Annotated in this window: 10 protein-coding genes; 6 read left to right on the forward strand and 4 right to left on the reverse strand. The window is 68.5% G+C overall.

The annotated features are described in order from the left end of the window. The first annotated feature begins 254 nt into the window (after window positions 1-254). Window positions 255-5,588: a cell wall-binding repeat-containing protein gene (locus ACOGI5_RS05745; protein WP_419863485.1), complete on the forward strand. Its 5,334-nt coding sequence runs from the start codon at window positions 255-257 to the stop codon at window positions 5,586-5,588. A 79-nt stretch (window positions 5,589-5,667) separates the two neighbouring features. Further along, window positions 5,668-6,444, forward strand: coding sequence for an enoyl-CoA hydratase-related protein (locus ACOGI5_RS05750; RefSeq protein WP_419863486.1), 777 nt, complete (start codon window positions 5,668-5,670; stop codon window positions 6,442-6,444). Window positions 6,445-6,577: 133 nt separating this feature from the next. Here ACOGI5_RS05750 and ACOGI5_RS05755 read toward each other — a convergent pair whose 3' ends face one another. From ACOGI5_RS05755 to ACOGI5_RS05765, 3 genes are all read right to left on the reverse strand, one after another. Next, window positions 6,578-7,876, reverse strand: a complete 1,299-nt coding sequence (locus ACOGI5_RS05755; protein ID WP_419865442.1) for an FMN-binding glutamate synthase family protein — start codon at window positions 7,874-7,876, stop codon at window positions 6,578-6,580. 83 nt (window positions 7,877-7,959) lie between these two features. After that, complete coding sequence (locus ACOGI5_RS05760; RefSeq protein WP_419863487.1) at window positions 7,960-8,691, reverse strand: hypothetical protein; 732 nt, start codon at window positions 8,689-8,691, stop codon at window positions 7,960-7,962. Window positions 8,692-8,740: 49 nt separating this feature from the next. Beyond that, window positions 8,741-9,640 carry a class II glutamine amidotransferase gene (locus tag ACOGI5_RS05765; RefSeq protein WP_419863488.1) on the reverse strand — a complete coding sequence of 300 codons (900 nt, stop codon included), beginning with the start codon at window positions 9,638-9,640 and terminating at the stop codon, window positions 8,741-8,743. A 201-nt stretch (window positions 9,641-9,841) separates the two neighbouring features. Between ACOGI5_RS05765 and glnT the strand changes: the two genes are divergently transcribed. The 3 genes from glnT (at window position 9,842) to ACOGI5_RS05780 (ending at window position 13,235) form a co-directional block, all read left to right on the forward strand. Further along, the gene (gene glnT / locus ACOGI5_RS05770) at window positions 9,842-11,221 is read left to right on the forward strand and encodes a type III glutamate--ammonia ligase (protein ID WP_419863489.1); all 1,380 of its coding nucleotides are present in this window, start codon (window positions 9,842-9,844) and stop codon (window positions 11,219-11,221) included. Between the two features lie 12 nt (window positions 11,222-11,233). After that, on the forward strand, window positions 11,234-11,878 hold the full coding sequence (locus ACOGI5_RS05775; protein WP_419863490.1) for a cysteine dioxygenase: 645 nt from the start codon (window positions 11,234-11,236) through the stop codon (window positions 11,876-11,878). Between the two features lie 91 nt (window positions 11,879-11,969). Further along, on the forward strand, window positions 11,970-13,235 hold the full coding sequence (locus tag ACOGI5_RS05780; protein WP_419863491.1) for a rhodanese-like domain-containing protein: 1,266 nt from the start codon (window positions 11,970-11,972) through the stop codon (window positions 13,233-13,235). Window positions 13,236-13,390: 155 nt separating this feature from the next. On the opposite strand, the gene ACOGI5_RS05785 is transcribed toward ACOGI5_RS05780, so the two are convergent. Then, entirely contained in the window at window positions 13,391-14,269 is an 879-nt protein-coding gene (locus ACOGI5_RS05785) for an LLM class F420-dependent oxidoreductase (protein WP_419863492.1), read from the reverse strand. A 194-nt stretch (window positions 14,270-14,463) separates the two neighbouring features. On the opposite strand from ACOGI5_RS05785, the gene ACOGI5_RS05790 reads away from it, so the two are divergent. Further along, window positions 14,464-15,378 (forward strand): 1,4-dihydroxy-2-naphthoyl-CoA synthase, encoded by a 915-nt coding sequence (locus tag ACOGI5_RS05790; protein ID WP_419863493.1) that lies wholly within the window; start codon window positions 14,464-14,466, stop codon window positions 15,376-15,378. Window positions 15,379-15,395 lie beyond the last annotated feature (17 nt).

Here is a 15,395-nt window from a genome sequence, read left to right on the forward strand (position 1 = left end):
CTGTTCAGGTACTTTCGAATCGTCGATCAGCGCGTCCGATGCCGACTCGTTGATCGACTGGACAGCTCAACGGGCGCGCATATGCAGTTGTGCATATGTGTATGTTGCTGATGTCGTGTCGACCTACATCCCCGATGCTCCAAGCGCTCGGTTGGCAGCGAGGCTCGGATTGGCGCGCCGCGCCACGCATCCCTTAGGAGGGGGGGGGGGGGGTACGAGAACGGCGCCATCGGCTGATTCTTGCCGCAGCGGTTGTGCTGGGCGGCGGCATCAGCGTGTGGGCGATTCCGCATGTCGGCGCCCAGTCGGCGGTGCCCGCTGCCCCGGCCATCTCCTCGGCGTCAGCGACCCTGACCTCGGCGACCGTCGCGTGGAGCGCGCCCTCGAGTGACGGCGGCTCGGCAATCACTGCCTATGACCTGCGGCACATCACCAGCGACGCGACGGACAAGTCCGACAGTCAATGGATCGAGCAACACGATGTCTGGGCGACGGGCGGCGGCACCCTGTCGTACCGCCAGACGGGGCTGACGCCGTCGACCGGCTACGACTTCCAGGTGCGCGCCGTCAACGCGAACGGCGACGGCGCTTGGTCGGCGACCCAGACGGCCACGACGGGCACCCCGGCGATAGCTGGCACAGCCGCCCTCTCCTACGCCGAGAACTCTGCGGTCCGCGTCGGGACGTTCACCGTGACGGGCGCGGACGACGACGTGGACGAGGTCACCTGGGCTGTCTCGGGCACTGACGCGAGCCATTTCCACATAAACGCGCCAAAGGGCGCGCTGCGGCTCATCGACACCTCCGACACAAACCACCCACCGCGTCCAAAGCTGCCCGACTACGAGTCACCCGACGACGACGGCGCGGACCGGTCCTACTCGATCACCTTGACGGCGACGGTTGGCGGGGTCGACGCAACTCTGGACGTGACGGTGGCCCTGACTGACGTCGACGAGCCGGGCGCAATCGCCCTCGCGCCCGCGCGGCCCAAGGTCGGGACGGCAGTCACGGCCACGTTGAGCGACCCCGACACCGTGAGCGGTTCGACCACCTGGGTATGGCAGCGCTCCAGCGGTCGCAACAGCTGGACGACCATCTCGGGGGCGACCAGCGCCAGCTACACGCCGGCTGCGGCCGACTCTGGCCAGTACCTGAGCGCTAGGGCGACCTACACCGACGGGCACGGAGCGAACAAGACCGCCGAGACCACGGCGCACCACGTCGTGATCGCCAGCGTTCTCACTGGCCTGACGGCGAGCACCACCGACACCACGCTTGCCCTGACGCCCGGGTTCGAAGCGGACGTGCTGCACTACAAGATCAGCTGCGGCGACACGGACACCATGACCGTCACCCCGACAGCCGACACCGGCGTGCGGCTCGCGATCGACGGTACCCAGACCACCAGCGGCACGGCCGTCGACGTCTCCGTGACAAAGGACAGCGACGTCGTCGTGCGGGCGAGCGCCGCCGACGGCGGGTTCACCGACTACGTCGTGCACTGCGTGCAGGACTGGCTTGCCACCATGGAAGCGATCGACCGAGGCGAGGGCGACGTCACCGAGTCGCTGATCTCATTCGCGCTCGGCGACTACCTGGCTGTCATCGACCACCACGGCGTGCCTCGCTTCCGCCGTCAGCCTGGGGCGACGCCGAGGTTCTGGTTTCGTCATTACCGGGTCGGGTCGAGTGGCGAGTACCGCTGGCACTACACCACCCGGCCGGCGGGCGGATGCTCCACTCATCACATCCTGAATGAGGACTTCGCGTCGCTGGCAACGGTCTCCTCCAAGTCGCCGCTGCGATGCACGGGAGTCCACGATTTCCGCATTCTGGACAACGGCGGCTACCTGCTGATGTCCTACGAGCCGAGAGTCAACCGCGATATCAGCCACATAACGCTCCACGCGAACCTCCTGACAGGTGGCGAGAACGCTGGCAGGGTCCGTCACCGGCCGAATGACGGCAATCTTCAAGACGACTGGCGCGCCACGCAGTTCACAGCGTCGGAGGGCCTCAGCGATTCGGCCATCCAGATACTCACGTCATCGCAGAGTGCCTCCCGGACATGGAGAACGTGGGGGACCATGGCCTATGAGGACTGCGTCCAGCACTGGTGGGACGAATACGCGCATCTCAATGCGGTGTCGTACTTCAAAGGCAGCGTCATCGGCTCCTTCCGTGGCTGTTCGAGGGTGCTCAGCATCAACGCGTCCACAGGCAAGATCGACTGGCGTCTCGGCCAAACCAATCTCACTGCGGAGGAGTGGGCGGCCCGCAACATAGGGCCTGCGCCGCTGCGGATCGTCGGTGACCCCGAGGGCGAGTTCTGCGGCCAGCATGCCGCCGAGATGCGGCCTGACGGCCAAGACGGCCGATTGACGTTGTTCGACAACAACGAGGACTGCCACATCGATCTGGCGACGGGCGAGACCGAGCGAAGCTCCGACGAGTACGCCCGCGCGGTGGAGTACGCACTGGATCTCGACAACAACGAGGCGGTGTTCCTGCGCGACCACTCGCTGCACGGCACCAAGGACAGGGCCGGTACCCGCGGCGGCCAGGTGGACGTGCTCGACAACGGTGACTGGCTCATCGGCTGGGCCCGCGAGCGCCAGACTGCCTTGCAATCGACGAAGCTCAGCCCCGACGAAGCCATCACCCAGGTTGATCCGGGCACCGGGACGGAGAAGCTGTCGTTCAAGATCCCCGCTCGCTCCGGATCGGAGTTCCAGGCCAACGTCCGGCCGACCGCGGTGCCCGCATACGTGCTTGCACCCCAGCCGATGGCGCTAACCGCAGCCGCGCCCGCTAGTGAGCGGACCTCGGTGTTCCACAAGGGCGATGACGACACGCCGCAGGTGCTGGTCACCTTCAACCGCCCCGTCGTCGACTTCGCGGCTGCGTCGCCCTCGCTGAGCGTCTCCGGCGGCACAATCACGGCGGTCAGCGCCCTGGTCGCGGACGGCGAGCCGGCCAATGCGTACCTGTTCACGCTCGATCCCGCCGGCGAAGGCGCGGTGACGCTGAGGCTGCTCGCCAACAAGGCGTGCGCCGATGGCGGCATCTGCGCCGCTGACGGGACCACCCTGAAGCAAGCGCTAACGACCGTAGTCACCCCGGCGCCCCTGGTCTCCTTCCAGCGGGCTGCGTACAGCGTCAGGGAGGGCGCGTCGGGCTCAGTTGTGGTCCGGCTGAGCCGGGCACACCAGAGCGCCAGCGGCGTCACGATCCCCGTCGTGCTCGATTCCGACGCGTCCAGCGCCTCGCAGGACGACTTCGCGCCCGACTTCGCGACTGCGCAGAGCGTGACCTTCCAGCGCGGCGAGACCAGCAAGACGCTCAGGATCCAGGCCGTCACCGACACGCTGGTCGAAGGTGACGAGGCCGTCGCGCTCGGCTTCGGCACGCTGCCCGACGCCATCGGCACCGGCTCGATTTCCTCGACCACGGTCACGCTCACCGACCGCACCACCGCGAGCTTCGACTTCAGGCGCGTCGACGGGGAGTTGGCAGAAGGCGCCAGTGCCTCGCTCTCCTTCGAGATCACCAACGACGTCACGTTCGCCGAGGACGCGACGATCAATCTCACGGTCGGCGGCAGCGCAATCGCAGGGGACGACTTCACCCTGGAGGACGCGAGCGGCTCGACGCTGTCGTCGCCGTACTCGGTGACCCTCCCCGCCGGCAAATCGTCGACGAGCCTCACCATCCGGGCAACCGACGACAGCGCTGCGGAGCCGACAAAGGAAACCGTCACGATCCGGGCGACGTTGGCACTCACGAACGCGAATCTCGGCAGCCGCACGGTCACGATTCCGCCGAGCGACGTCGCGAACGTGCCGGACGTGACGATTGCTGCGGGAAGCTCCGTGACCGAAGGCGGCACGGCATCATTCACGCTGGAACGCACCGGTGACACAACTGCCGCGCTCACGGTTTCCGTGCGAGCAGTCGCCAGCGGCGCAGTGCTGAGCAGCCGTGCGCCTTCGAGCGTCGCCTTCGCCGTCGGCAGCAGCACCGCCACGTTGAGCCTGCCGACGCGAGACGACACGGTCGTGCAGGAATCGGGCGGACAGGTGGCGGTGCATCTGCTGGGCAGCAGCTCCAATCCCCCCGTATACCTCACGACGCCGCAGAACAGCGCGTCGGTCGTCGTGAGCGACAACGATGTCGCCAACTTCACCCTCACCTCCTCTGCGAATCGGTTGACTGAGGGCAAGTCGCTGACTCTGACCGTTGATGCAGGCGGGGTGACCTTCCCGGCGGCTCAGGAGATCGAGCTACAGCTGGCTGGCACGGCCGAGATCGGAGCGGATTACCGAATCGGCGGCCAAAGCGGACCGTCGCCCCACCGCGTTTCGCTGCCTCGGGGGCAGCGTTCGGTTCGGGTGTCCTTGATCGCTCTCTATGACGACGTCGCGGACAGTCCGGCAGACAACCCCGAAACGATCCAGATCGACGCTTACTACGACAACAGCTGGTTCGCTTCAGTGGACATCGAGCTCGTCGACGGCACACGCCCGAAGAGGACCGGCCCGACCGGTGGTGGCGGTGGCGGCAGCGGTGGCGGTGGTGGCGGCAGCGGTGGCGGTGCTGGTGGAAGCTCGGGAGGATTGTGCGCAGACGGCAGCGTCGTCGTGGTGGCCAATGGCTGGAGCCCAGCCGACATCGGCGTGGCCTCAGTGCTCGCGGCGCGCACCCGCGATTCGGCGGTGCTCTATTCCCATGCGGAAGCTCTGCCGGCAAGCATGGCTCGCTTTCTGCGTATCTGTGGCCCTGCCCGGGTCGTGCTGGTCGGCGGCCACCTTGCCCTTACTTGGGAGGTGCGGTCCGCGGCGCGGTCAGCCGCGGACGAGGCCGATGTCAGCCGCATCAGCGGCGCGACCCGCGTGGACACCGCAGCGACCGTGGCACGGCAGATCCTCGGAGCTGCCGGATCGCCGACTGCAGCAACGGTGGTAGTCGCCAATGGCTGGAGCCCGGCCGATATCGGGGCTGCGGCAGCGCTGGCGGCACGCATTCGCGACTCGGCAGTGGTGTACGTGTCGCCGCGAGGCGTGCCTGAGCCGACGCGAGCGCTGATTGCCGAGTACCGCCCTGCGCGCATTCTCGTGGTCGGAGGGGTGAGTGCCGTTACACCCGAGACAGCGGAGTCTCTCGCTGCGTCCGCGCCCGGCGCATCCATCGAGCGCATCACCGGTGCGAACCGCGCTGAGACAGCGGCCAACGCAGCGCGCCACAGCGCGCCCGCTGCTGGCTCGTCGATCTCCACCGTGGTAGTGGCCAATGGCTGGAGCCCGGCCGATATCGGGGCTGCGGCGGCGCTGGCGGCGCGTACACGCGATTCGGCGGTGGCCTATGTGTCGCCGGGGGGCCTGCCGGTGGCGACGCGGGCGCTGGTTGCCGAACTGCGGCCGACTCGCATCGTGATCGTCGGTGGCGCGGCCGCTGTCACCCCCGAGGTGGTCCACGCTCTCGGCGTTGCGTTGCCGAGAGCGACAATCGAGCGCATCTCGGGTGCCGACCGGATCGCCACCGCCGAGCGCGTGGCTCGCCAAGTTCTGGAGGACTCCCAACCCTGAGCTCGGCGATCTGGGTTTGCCGCCGACAGCGAGTGGTCCATTGGGCGCTGGCCGACGCAGAGCGCTAGGTTGCCGCGGCATGGGTGACTTCTGTTATGCGGAGCGCGACGGGCACTTGTTCGTCGTCACGATCAACCGGCCGGAGCGGATGAATGCGTTGCACCCGCCCGGCAATGCCGAGATGTCGGACCTCTTCGACGAGTTCCAGAACGACCCGGAGCTGTGGGTCGCGATTGTGACGGGGGAAGGCGATCGAGCCTTCTCGGCCGGAAATGACTTGCGGTACCAGGCCGAGGGCGGCGACCGTTCGGCGATGCCGTCGTCGGGATTCGGCGGCCTGACGTCGCGCTGGGACCTCGACAAGCCCGTCATCGCGGCCGTGAACGGCGTGGCGATGGGCGGCGGGTTCGAGATCGCGCTGGCCTGCGACATCATCGTGGCCTCCGCGAACGCGCTGCTGGCGTTGCCCGAGCCCAAGGTGGGCCTGGCAGCGCTTGCGGGCGGCGTGCATCGCCTGCCGCGGCACATCGGACTGAAGCGCGCGATGAGCATGATGCTGACCGGTCGTCACGTGCCTGCCGCCGAGGCCAAGGAACTCGGCATCGTGGCCGAGGTGGTACCCCAAGGTGAGGCACTCGCGTGCGCGCGCCGCTGGGCCGAGATGATCCTCGAGTGCTCGCCGATGTCCATCCGGGCGACGAAGCAGGCAGCAATGCAGGGTCTGAACGAGGCCAGCGTTCAAGCTGCACATGAGGGCCGCTACGAGGCCGTGCGGGCCATGAACCAGAGTGCCGACTACATCGAAGGGCCGCGGGCATTCGCCGAGAAGCGCCCGCCCCAATGGCAGGGCCGCTAGCCCTGTCGCGCCATCTATAGTTCTGAGTGCAAGTGCGCCGCCCCCTGGCGCTTCCCTGCTAGAGCGGTGTCTGGGGCGGCGCACCGGCGCGTCACGGTAGTGATGCGCCTGCGATGCAGGCCACTGAATTCCTCTAGTCGGCGCCGGGGATCCAACTCGTGCCGGCCAGCGGCACTCTCGCCATCGCGGCGGCTTCGACCGTGAGTGCGGCCAGGTCCTCGGGCTCGAGGTTCAGCACGTGTGACTTGCCGTTGGCGCGGGCCAGGATCTGCGTCTCGATGGTGAGCACCTGCAGGTAATTCGCCAGACGGCGCCCGGCCAGCACCGGGTCGAGCCGTGCTGACAGCTCGGGATCCTGCGTGGTGATGCCGGCAGGGTCGGTACCGGCCTGGAAGTCCTCCCAGAACCCTGCCGAGGTGCCCAGCTCGCGGTAGTCGGCCTCATAGGCAGGGTCGTTGTCGCCGATGGCGATCAGCGCGGCGGTGCCGATCGAGGCGGCGTCAGCGCCCAGCGCGAGCGCCTTCGCCACGTCGGCCCCTGAGCGGAAGCCGCCTGCGGCGATCAGCTTCACCTCGCGGCGGTGCACGCCGAGCTCCCGCAGGGCCCGCACCGCCTCGGGAATCGCCGCGATCGTCGGGATGCCGACATGCTCGATGAAGACGTCCTGGGTGGCGGCCGTCCCGCCCTGCATGCCATCCACTACCACTGCGTCGGCTCCGGCCTTCACCGCCAGCGCGGTGTCGTAGTACGGCCGGGCCGCGCCGACCTTCACGTAGATCGGCACCCGCCAGTCGGTGATCTCGCGCAGCTCGCCGATCTTGATCTCCAGATCGTCGGGCCCGGTCCAGTCCGGATGGCGGCACGCCGAGCGCTGGTCGATCCCGGTCGGCAGGGTGCGCATCTCGGCCACGCGCTCGGTGATCTTCTGACCCAGCAGCATCCCGCCGCCGCCCGGCTTGGCGCCCTGGCCCACCACCACTTCGATGGCATCGGCCATCCGCAGGTGGTCGGGGTTCATGCCGTAGCGCGAGGGCAGGTACTGGTACACGAGCACCGAGGAGTGCTCGCGTTCCTCCATCGTCATGCCGCCGTCGCCGGTGGTGGTCGAGGTTCCGGCGGCCGAGGCGCCCCGACCCAGCGCCTCCTTGGCCTGCGCCGACAGCGAGCCGAAGCTCATCCCGGCGATCGTGACCGGGATCTGCAGGCGCACCGGCCGCTCGGCGCGGTCTTCGCCGATCACCACATCGGTGCCGCACGCCTCGCGGTAGCCCTCCAGCGGGTAGCGCGACATGGAGGCGCCCAGGAACACGAGGTCGTCCAGGGTGGGCAGGCGACGCTTGGCTCCCCAGCCGCGGATGCGGTAGATGCCGGTGTTGGCGGCCCGGCGGATCTCGGCGATCACGTTGCGGTCAAAGGTGTACGACTCGCGCAGATGCCAGTTGGCAGGATCCTCTGCGGCGACCGGGTCGAGGTCAGCGCCCGGCGTGGCGCCCGGCTCTCCGTTCGGTGTCGCGCTCACTGGCTGTCACCGCCTGCAGCACGTGCCCCAGCTTCTGCGGCGTCCACGTCGTCGATCGTGAAGTTGTAGAGGCGGCGAGCCGAGCCGTACCGGCGGAAGTCGCCGGGATCGGCCTCGCCTGCCGCCTCGCCGGCGGCGGCCAGCAGCCGTGCCACCGTCTCGGCATGCTCGGGCCGCATCTCCTTCTCGATGCAGTCCGCACCCAGCGACTCCACCTCGCCACGTACGAAGATCTGCGCCTCGTAGATCGAGTCGCCGAGGTCGGCGGCAGCGTCGCCGCAGACCACCAGGTTCCCGGCCTGGGCCATGAACGCGCTCATGTGTCCGACGTTGCCCCCCACCACGATGTCGACACCCTTCATGGAGATGCCGCAGCGCGCACCGGCATTGCCGCCCACCACCAGCAGGCCCCCGCAGCCAGTAGCACCCGCCGACATGGTGGCGTTGCCGGTGATGCGCACCTCGCCCGACATGATGTTCTCGGCCAGTCCGGTGCTGGCGTTTCCCTCGATCAGCACCCGCCCCTGCTGGTGCATGCCGGCGCCGTAGTAGCCCACCGAGCCGCGCACCACCACCTCGATGTCGGCCGTGATGCCGCAGGCCACGGCGTGGGCGCCGCGGGGATTGATTACCTCGAACGAGTCGCCGTCGGCGGCTTCGTGCAGCGCTTGGTTGAGCTTGCGCCTGGGCACCTCGCCCAAGTCGAAGACCCGCGCTGCGGCGTTCACCCTGTCCTGCCCGTCATGCAGTCACCGGCTGCTTGCCGAGTGCCGGCGTTCATGCCGCGAGGCTCCACGTGTAGATCCGGGCCGGCTCGGGTTCCCAGACCTCGGCGTCCAGTGCGCCGGGCAGGCGGGCGATGGCCCGGTACTCAGACGACATGGCAACCCAGTCGTCGGTCTCGGCGACCACTGCGGGCTTGCAGGCGATGGGATCGCGCAGGATGGCGAATCCGTCGGCGACGCCGATGGCGAAGGTGTAGAAGCCGTCGAGATCGCTCAGCGCACCTTCGAGCGCCTCGGAGATGGAGTCACCTGAACGCAGGCGCCAGGCCAGGTAGCCGGCGGCCACCTCAGAATCGTTCTCGGTCTGGAACGACTCGCCATGGCCCTCCAACTGGCGCCGCAGCCGGTTGTGGTTCGACAGCGAGCCGTTGTGCACCAGACAGGTGTCTGAGCCCGTCGAGAACGGATGCGAGCCGTTGGTGGTGACCGCCGACTCGGTGGCCATGCGGGTGTGCGCCAGCGCGTGCGTGCCGGTGCGCGACCTCAGGTCGTAGCGCTCGGCGACCAAGTCGGGGTAGCCCACGGCCTTGAACATCTCGATCTTGTTTCCCTGGGCCAGCACGGTCGCGCCCGTCACGTTGTCGATGATCCACTGGCGGGCAGCACGACCGTCGCCGTCAGTGGAGAACACCGCGTGGTCGTGCACACCCTGGACGGTCACCTCCGCGCCCAGGGTCCCTTCGAGGGCTGCGGCCACCGGCCCCCAGTCCACCTCGAGCCCCTCGGCCAGCACGGTGATGCGGGTGCGGCCCGGGACGCCGGCGTCGTACACCGCAAAGCCGGCACTGTCAGGTCCACGGTCGCCCATCTCGGCGAGCATGACTTCGGTCAGCCGTCCGAGTTCGTGCCGGTGCGTTTCGGTCTTGCAGAACAAGCCCACAATCCCGCACATGACATACCCCCCGGGCCGAGATTCCCCGCGTCCGTCCGTCGAGCCTTCCGCACCGTAGCGCCCAGTCCGGCTGAAGGCCGCCGTGGACCGGACGCTGTTCGAGGTCACTTGCGGGGTGCGTCTGGTTCGTTGAGTACTGTCGGCGCGGGACCGCAGGGGAAATGGCGGCCGCTATGTCACGAGCGCCGGGGGGAGCAGCGCATGAGCAACGGCACTGACGCAACCGAGGAAATCCGCAGCCGAGCCGAGGCCGACGGCGTGGAGTTCATCTACGCCATGTTCGTGGAGATGCACGGGAAGCCGTGCGCCAAGCTGGTGCCGGTCAGCGCCCTGGACGGGCTGATGAGCGACGGCGCCGGCTTTGCCGGATTCGCCGCCGGCCCGATGGGTCAGGACCCCTCCAGCCCCGACATCTTGGCCCTGCCCGATCCGGCCTCCTACACGCAGCTCCCGTGGCTGCCGAACGTGGCCGCCATGCAGTGCGACCCCACCGTGGAGGGCGAATTGTGGCCGTACGCGCCCCGGGTGATCCTGCGCCGGGCACTGGAAGCCGCAGCCGAGCGCAACCTGGTGCTCAAGTGCGGTGTGGAAGCCGAGTACTCGCTGGTGGTGCGCAACGAGGACGGCTCGCTCGCTGTCGCCGACGACCGCGACAACCTGACGCTGCCCTGCTACGACGCCCGGGGCCTTACCCGGATGCTGCCGCACCTCGAGGCCGTGTCGAAGAACCTCGATGCGATGGGCTGGGGCAATTACGCCAACGACCACGAGGACGCCAACGGGCAGTACGAGCAGAACTGGCTGTACTCCGACGCGCTCACCACCGCCGACCGGCTGATCCTGTTCCGGCTGATGGTGCACACCTTGGCCCAGCGCGACGGCCGCTACGCCACGTTCATGCCCAAGCCCTTCGCCGACAAGACCGGCAACGGCCTGCACACGCACCTGAGCCTGTGGACTGCTGACACCGACGATCCGCTGTTCATCGGCGGCACCGCCGGCGGGCCCGACACCAAGGGGCTGGGCCTGAGCGACATGGCATACAAGTTCGTGGGCGGGCTGCTGCGCCACGCCCGCTCGCTGGTGGCAGTGGTGTGCCCCATCGTCAACTCCTACAAGCGCATGGGGGTGGGAGCGCCGACGTCGGGTGCAACCTGGGCGCCCGCCTATGCGGCCTATGGCGGCAACAACCGCACGCAGATGATCCGCATCCCCGAGCCGGACCGCATCGAGATCCGCCTCGGTGACGGCGCCGCCAACCCCTACCTGATGTTCGCGGCCTATCTGGCGTGCGGGCTCGACGGCATCGATAACGACATCGATCCGGGCGATCCCAATGTCGACAACCTGCACGCCATGTCGGCCGAGGAGGTGGCCGCCAAGGGGATCGCCGTGCTGCCGCCCACGCTGCTGCACGCCGCCGAGGAGCTGGCGGGCAACGAGGTGCTCGGGGCGGGGCTGGGCGACACCGCTGAGGGCCCGTACCGGGACTACTTCGTGAAGACCAAGAAGGACGAATTCCTGGCTCACCACAGCGTGGTCACCTCCGGAGAGGTCGATCAGTACCTCACGCTGTTCTGAAAAGATGGGCTCATGAGCGCATCCGGAACCGCCGAACAGCAAACGTCGGATCGGGCGACGGCGCGTGCAGCCGCTGTTGCCGACGCGATGGACGACATCGCGAAGATCGATGCGCACGGCCGCGAGCACGGCGGCATCGACCGCGCCGGCATCGCGCGCATCAAGGAACGGCTGCTGGAGCTAGCGACCCAGGAGCACCTGTTCCCTGCCGAAGACTTCCCGCCCCCCGACGGCGAGCGCGGCTCGTTCAACTATCGATTGGCCCAGAACGACGACGGCACGCTGGCGCTGTATGTCCAGAGCGTGAGCGTCGGCACCTCGGCGCCACCGCACGAGCACCTCACTTGGGCGGTCATCGTGGGCATGCGCGGCCAGGAGCTGAACCGCTTCTACGACTGCTGCGCCGGCGAGGGCGAGCCGCACGTCGAGCGCGAGGAGATGGTCGAGCGCGGCGCCGGCGTCGCAATGCTCGGACACGACATCCACTCGATCCACATCGAAGGCGCCTCCACCAACTTCCACTGCTACGGGCTGGCCATGGAGAACATGACCGGTCGCCGCTACTGGAACGCTGAGCAAGGCGAGTGGCTGGTCTTCGCCGATTCGTCGAGCATCGTCGAAGCCCGTCCGGGCTATCCGACAACGGCCGCCGCCTGAGCCGCATGGCCACGGGTCGGCGGCTCACGCTGCGCCGGCCGATGCCTGAGTCGCCATCGGGGCGGCTTGGCCCAGTCTCGAGGGAAGTGTGATGGCTGACGTTCGCACCATTTCGGCGGCCGAGTTGACGGAACTGCACCGGGGGCTGCTGCGCGGTGACGGCACCGAGTTGGCGCTGATGGATGCCCGTGAGCCCACCGAGTTCACGCGCCGCCACCTGCTGTATGCGGCGAACCTGCCGCTCAGCCATGTGGGCTTGGAGGTGGCGGCCCGCATCCCAAGGCTGGATACGCCGGTGGTGATCTGCGACGGCGGCGGGGGAGAGGCTGCGGCAGTCGCGCTGGAGCTGACCGTGCTGGGCTACACCGACACGGCAGTGCTGGATGGCGGCATCGATGCCTGGGCAGCCGCGGGCGGCGAGCTGTACTCGGGCATCAACGTGCCGTCCAAGCTGTTCGGCGAGCTGGTCGAAGAGCACTTCGGCACGCCGCATGTGACCGCCGCCGAGCTGGCTGGTTGGCTGGTCGACGGCCGGGACTTGGTGGTGCTGGATTCGCGCACCCGCCGGGAGTTCAACCGCATGAGCATCCCGACCGGCCGATCCTGCCCTGGTGGCGAGCTGGTTCGGCGGGTGCACGATCTGATCGACGACGGCACAACCGTGGTCGTCAACTGTGCCGGGCGGACCCGCAGCATCCTGGGCGCGCAGTCGCTGCGCTCCGCGGGCCTGGACCGGGTCGTGGCGCTGAAGGACGGCACCATGGGCTGGGAGCTGGCTGGGCTCAAGCTGGAACACGGCCGCGACGAGCTGGCCCCCGAGCCCAGTGCTGCGGGCAGAGCCCACGCCGAGGCGGCGGCACAGACGGTGGCAGAACGCTGCGGTGTGCGCACGGTCGACCGTGATGAGCTCGACGACTGGCTGGCCGAGGGCGGCCGAACCACCTACTTCATGGACGTGCGCACACCTGAGGAGTTCGCGGCCGGGCACCTGACCGGCGCGATCGGCGCCCCCGGCGGCCAGCTCGTGCAGGCCACCGACGAGTACTTGGTGACCCGTGGGGCCCGGGTGGTGCTGGCCGACCATGACGGCATCGGCGCCACCATGACCGCATCGTGGCTCATCCAGATGGGCTGGGACGCCTACGTGCTCGAGCCGGGATGGCTCGAAGATGCGGAGCTTGTCACCGACAATGCCGACGAGACCGCCGCCGCGATCCGCTCACGCCAGCCCCCGTTGCCCTACGACCCCGAAGACGCCGATGTGGCCCGCGCCGCCATGGAGGCCTACCTGGTCTGGGAGGTCGCCCTGCCCGACCAGTACGCCCGCGACGACCTCGTCGAATTCCGTTTCTGCTAGCAAGCTCGGCGCGTCTACGCTGGCTGCTACGAGCGGGGCGGACCCAGCGCACGGCTCATGTTGTTGGAATGGGTCCGTCCTTCCGTTGCGCACCGTAATTCTCGGGCCCTTTCGATAAGTCTCGATTTAATTCGATCTTCGCATGCTCGTCGCGGCTAGAGGTCGGCGAAGCGCTCGATGGTGTCGGCCCAGGCGCTGGCGTCGTCGGGCGTGGAGATGACCGTCTGCAGCCCGGCCATCGGTGACACGGGCACCGCGATCCGGCTGACGCCGCGGCGTGCCAGCTCTGGAATCTCTTCGAGGTCGGCGGGCAGCTGCACGGTGATCTCCAGCGCATCGGGATCGCGGCCGTGCTCGGCGGCCGTCTGGCGGGCGAGGTCGATCAGGTCCCACGGCGCGCCCCGGGCGGGGAAGTAGCCGTCGCCGAGCCGTCCGGCCCGCCGCGCTGCCACCTTCGAGTCGCCGCCCACGATGATCGGCACCGAGCCGTTCACCGGCTGCGGCCGGCAGTACGCAGCGTCGAAGTTCACGAACTCGCCGTGGAAGGTCGGCCGCTCGGCCGACCACAGCTCGCGCATCGCCGCCACGTACTCGTCGGTGCGCCGCCCCCGGTCGTCGAAGTGATCGCCGACGCCGATGGCGTCGAACTCCTCGCGCATCCAGCCCACGCCGATGCCCAGCAGCACCCGTCCGCCCGACATGTGGTCGAGCGTGGCGATCTGCTTGGCGCACACCACGGGACTGTGCTGGGGCACGATCAGGATGCCGGTGCCGAAGTTGATGGTGGACGTCACTCCTGCCATGTAGGCCATCCACATGAGCGGGTCGGGCAGCAGCAGGTCTTCGGCGCCGCCGGCCATCTTGCCGTCAGGGCTGTACGGGTACTGCGACTGGTAGCCCGACGGGATGACCGTGTGCTCCACCGTCCACGCAGATTCGAAGCCGGCGGCCTCACCGGCTTGTACCAGCTCGGTCGCGAGGGCCGTGTCCATGGCGAACTTGCCGGTGTTGCAGTACCTCAGTCCGAATTTCATATCGCCGTCCCTTCGGTGAGCGCTCGGGCAGGGGACAGTCCCCCGATGATCGGCTCGCAGTCTCGCACGCAGCCCCGCAGCCGGGCCGGGCCGCTGGCGCCCGGCGCAGCCGCGGGCCGCGCAACGGCCGGAACCGTGGCTCGATCCAATACCGTGCCCCCACCTGTCCTCACGCCGCCGGCCCAGGATTCCCCATGCCGTTCTTGCCACACGTCTCGGACATCTTCGATCCGTCGCGCTGGAGCGACATCGACGGGTTCGATTTCACCGACATCACCTACCACCGCGCCAACGAGCACGGCACGGTGCGCATTGCCTTCGACCGGCCCGATGTGCGCAACGCCTTTCGCCCGCACACCGTCGACGAGCTGTACCGGGCGCTGGACCACGCCCGGCAGACCCCTGACGTGGGCTGCATCCTGCTGACCGGCAACGGCCCCGCGCCGGTCGACGGCGGCTGGGCGTTCTGCTCGGGCGGCGACCAGCGCATCCGCGGCAAGGACGGCTACCGCTACGCCGACGGCGAGACCGCCGACGACATCGACCCGGCCCGCACCGGGCGCCTGCACATCCTGGAGTGCCAGCGGCTCATCCGCATGATGCCCAAAGTGGTGATCTGCGTGGCGAGCGGCTGGGCGGCCGGCGGCGGGCACAGCCTCCATGTCGTGTGCGATCTCACCATCGCCTCCGAAGAGCACGCCCGCTTCCGCCAGACCGACACCAACGTGGCCAGCTTCGACGGGGGTTTCGGCTCGGCTTACCTCGCTCGCCAGATCGGCCAGAAGAAGGCCCGCGAGATCTTCTTCCTCGGCCGCACCTACACCGCCTGGGAACGCTTCGATATGGGTGACGTGAACGCGGTCGTTCCTCACATCAAGCTGGAATCCGTGGCGCTGGAGTGGGCGGCCGAAATCGTCTCCCGTTCACCCACGGCACAGCGCATGGCCAAGTTCGCGTTCAACCTGATCGACGACGGCCTGGTGGGCCAGCAGGTGTTCGCCGGCGAGGCCACCCGGCTGGCCTACGGCACCGATGAGGCCGCGGAGGGCCGTGACGCCTTCCTGGAAAAGCGCGACCCCGAATACGAGCAGTTCCCCTGGCACTTCTAGATCGTTGAGAGCGCCGC

This window comes from Candidatus Poriferisodalis sp. (genome assembly GCF_965208925.1).
GTDB lineage: Bacteria > Actinomycetota > Acidimicrobiia > Acidimicrobiales > Poriferisodalaceae > Poriferisodalis.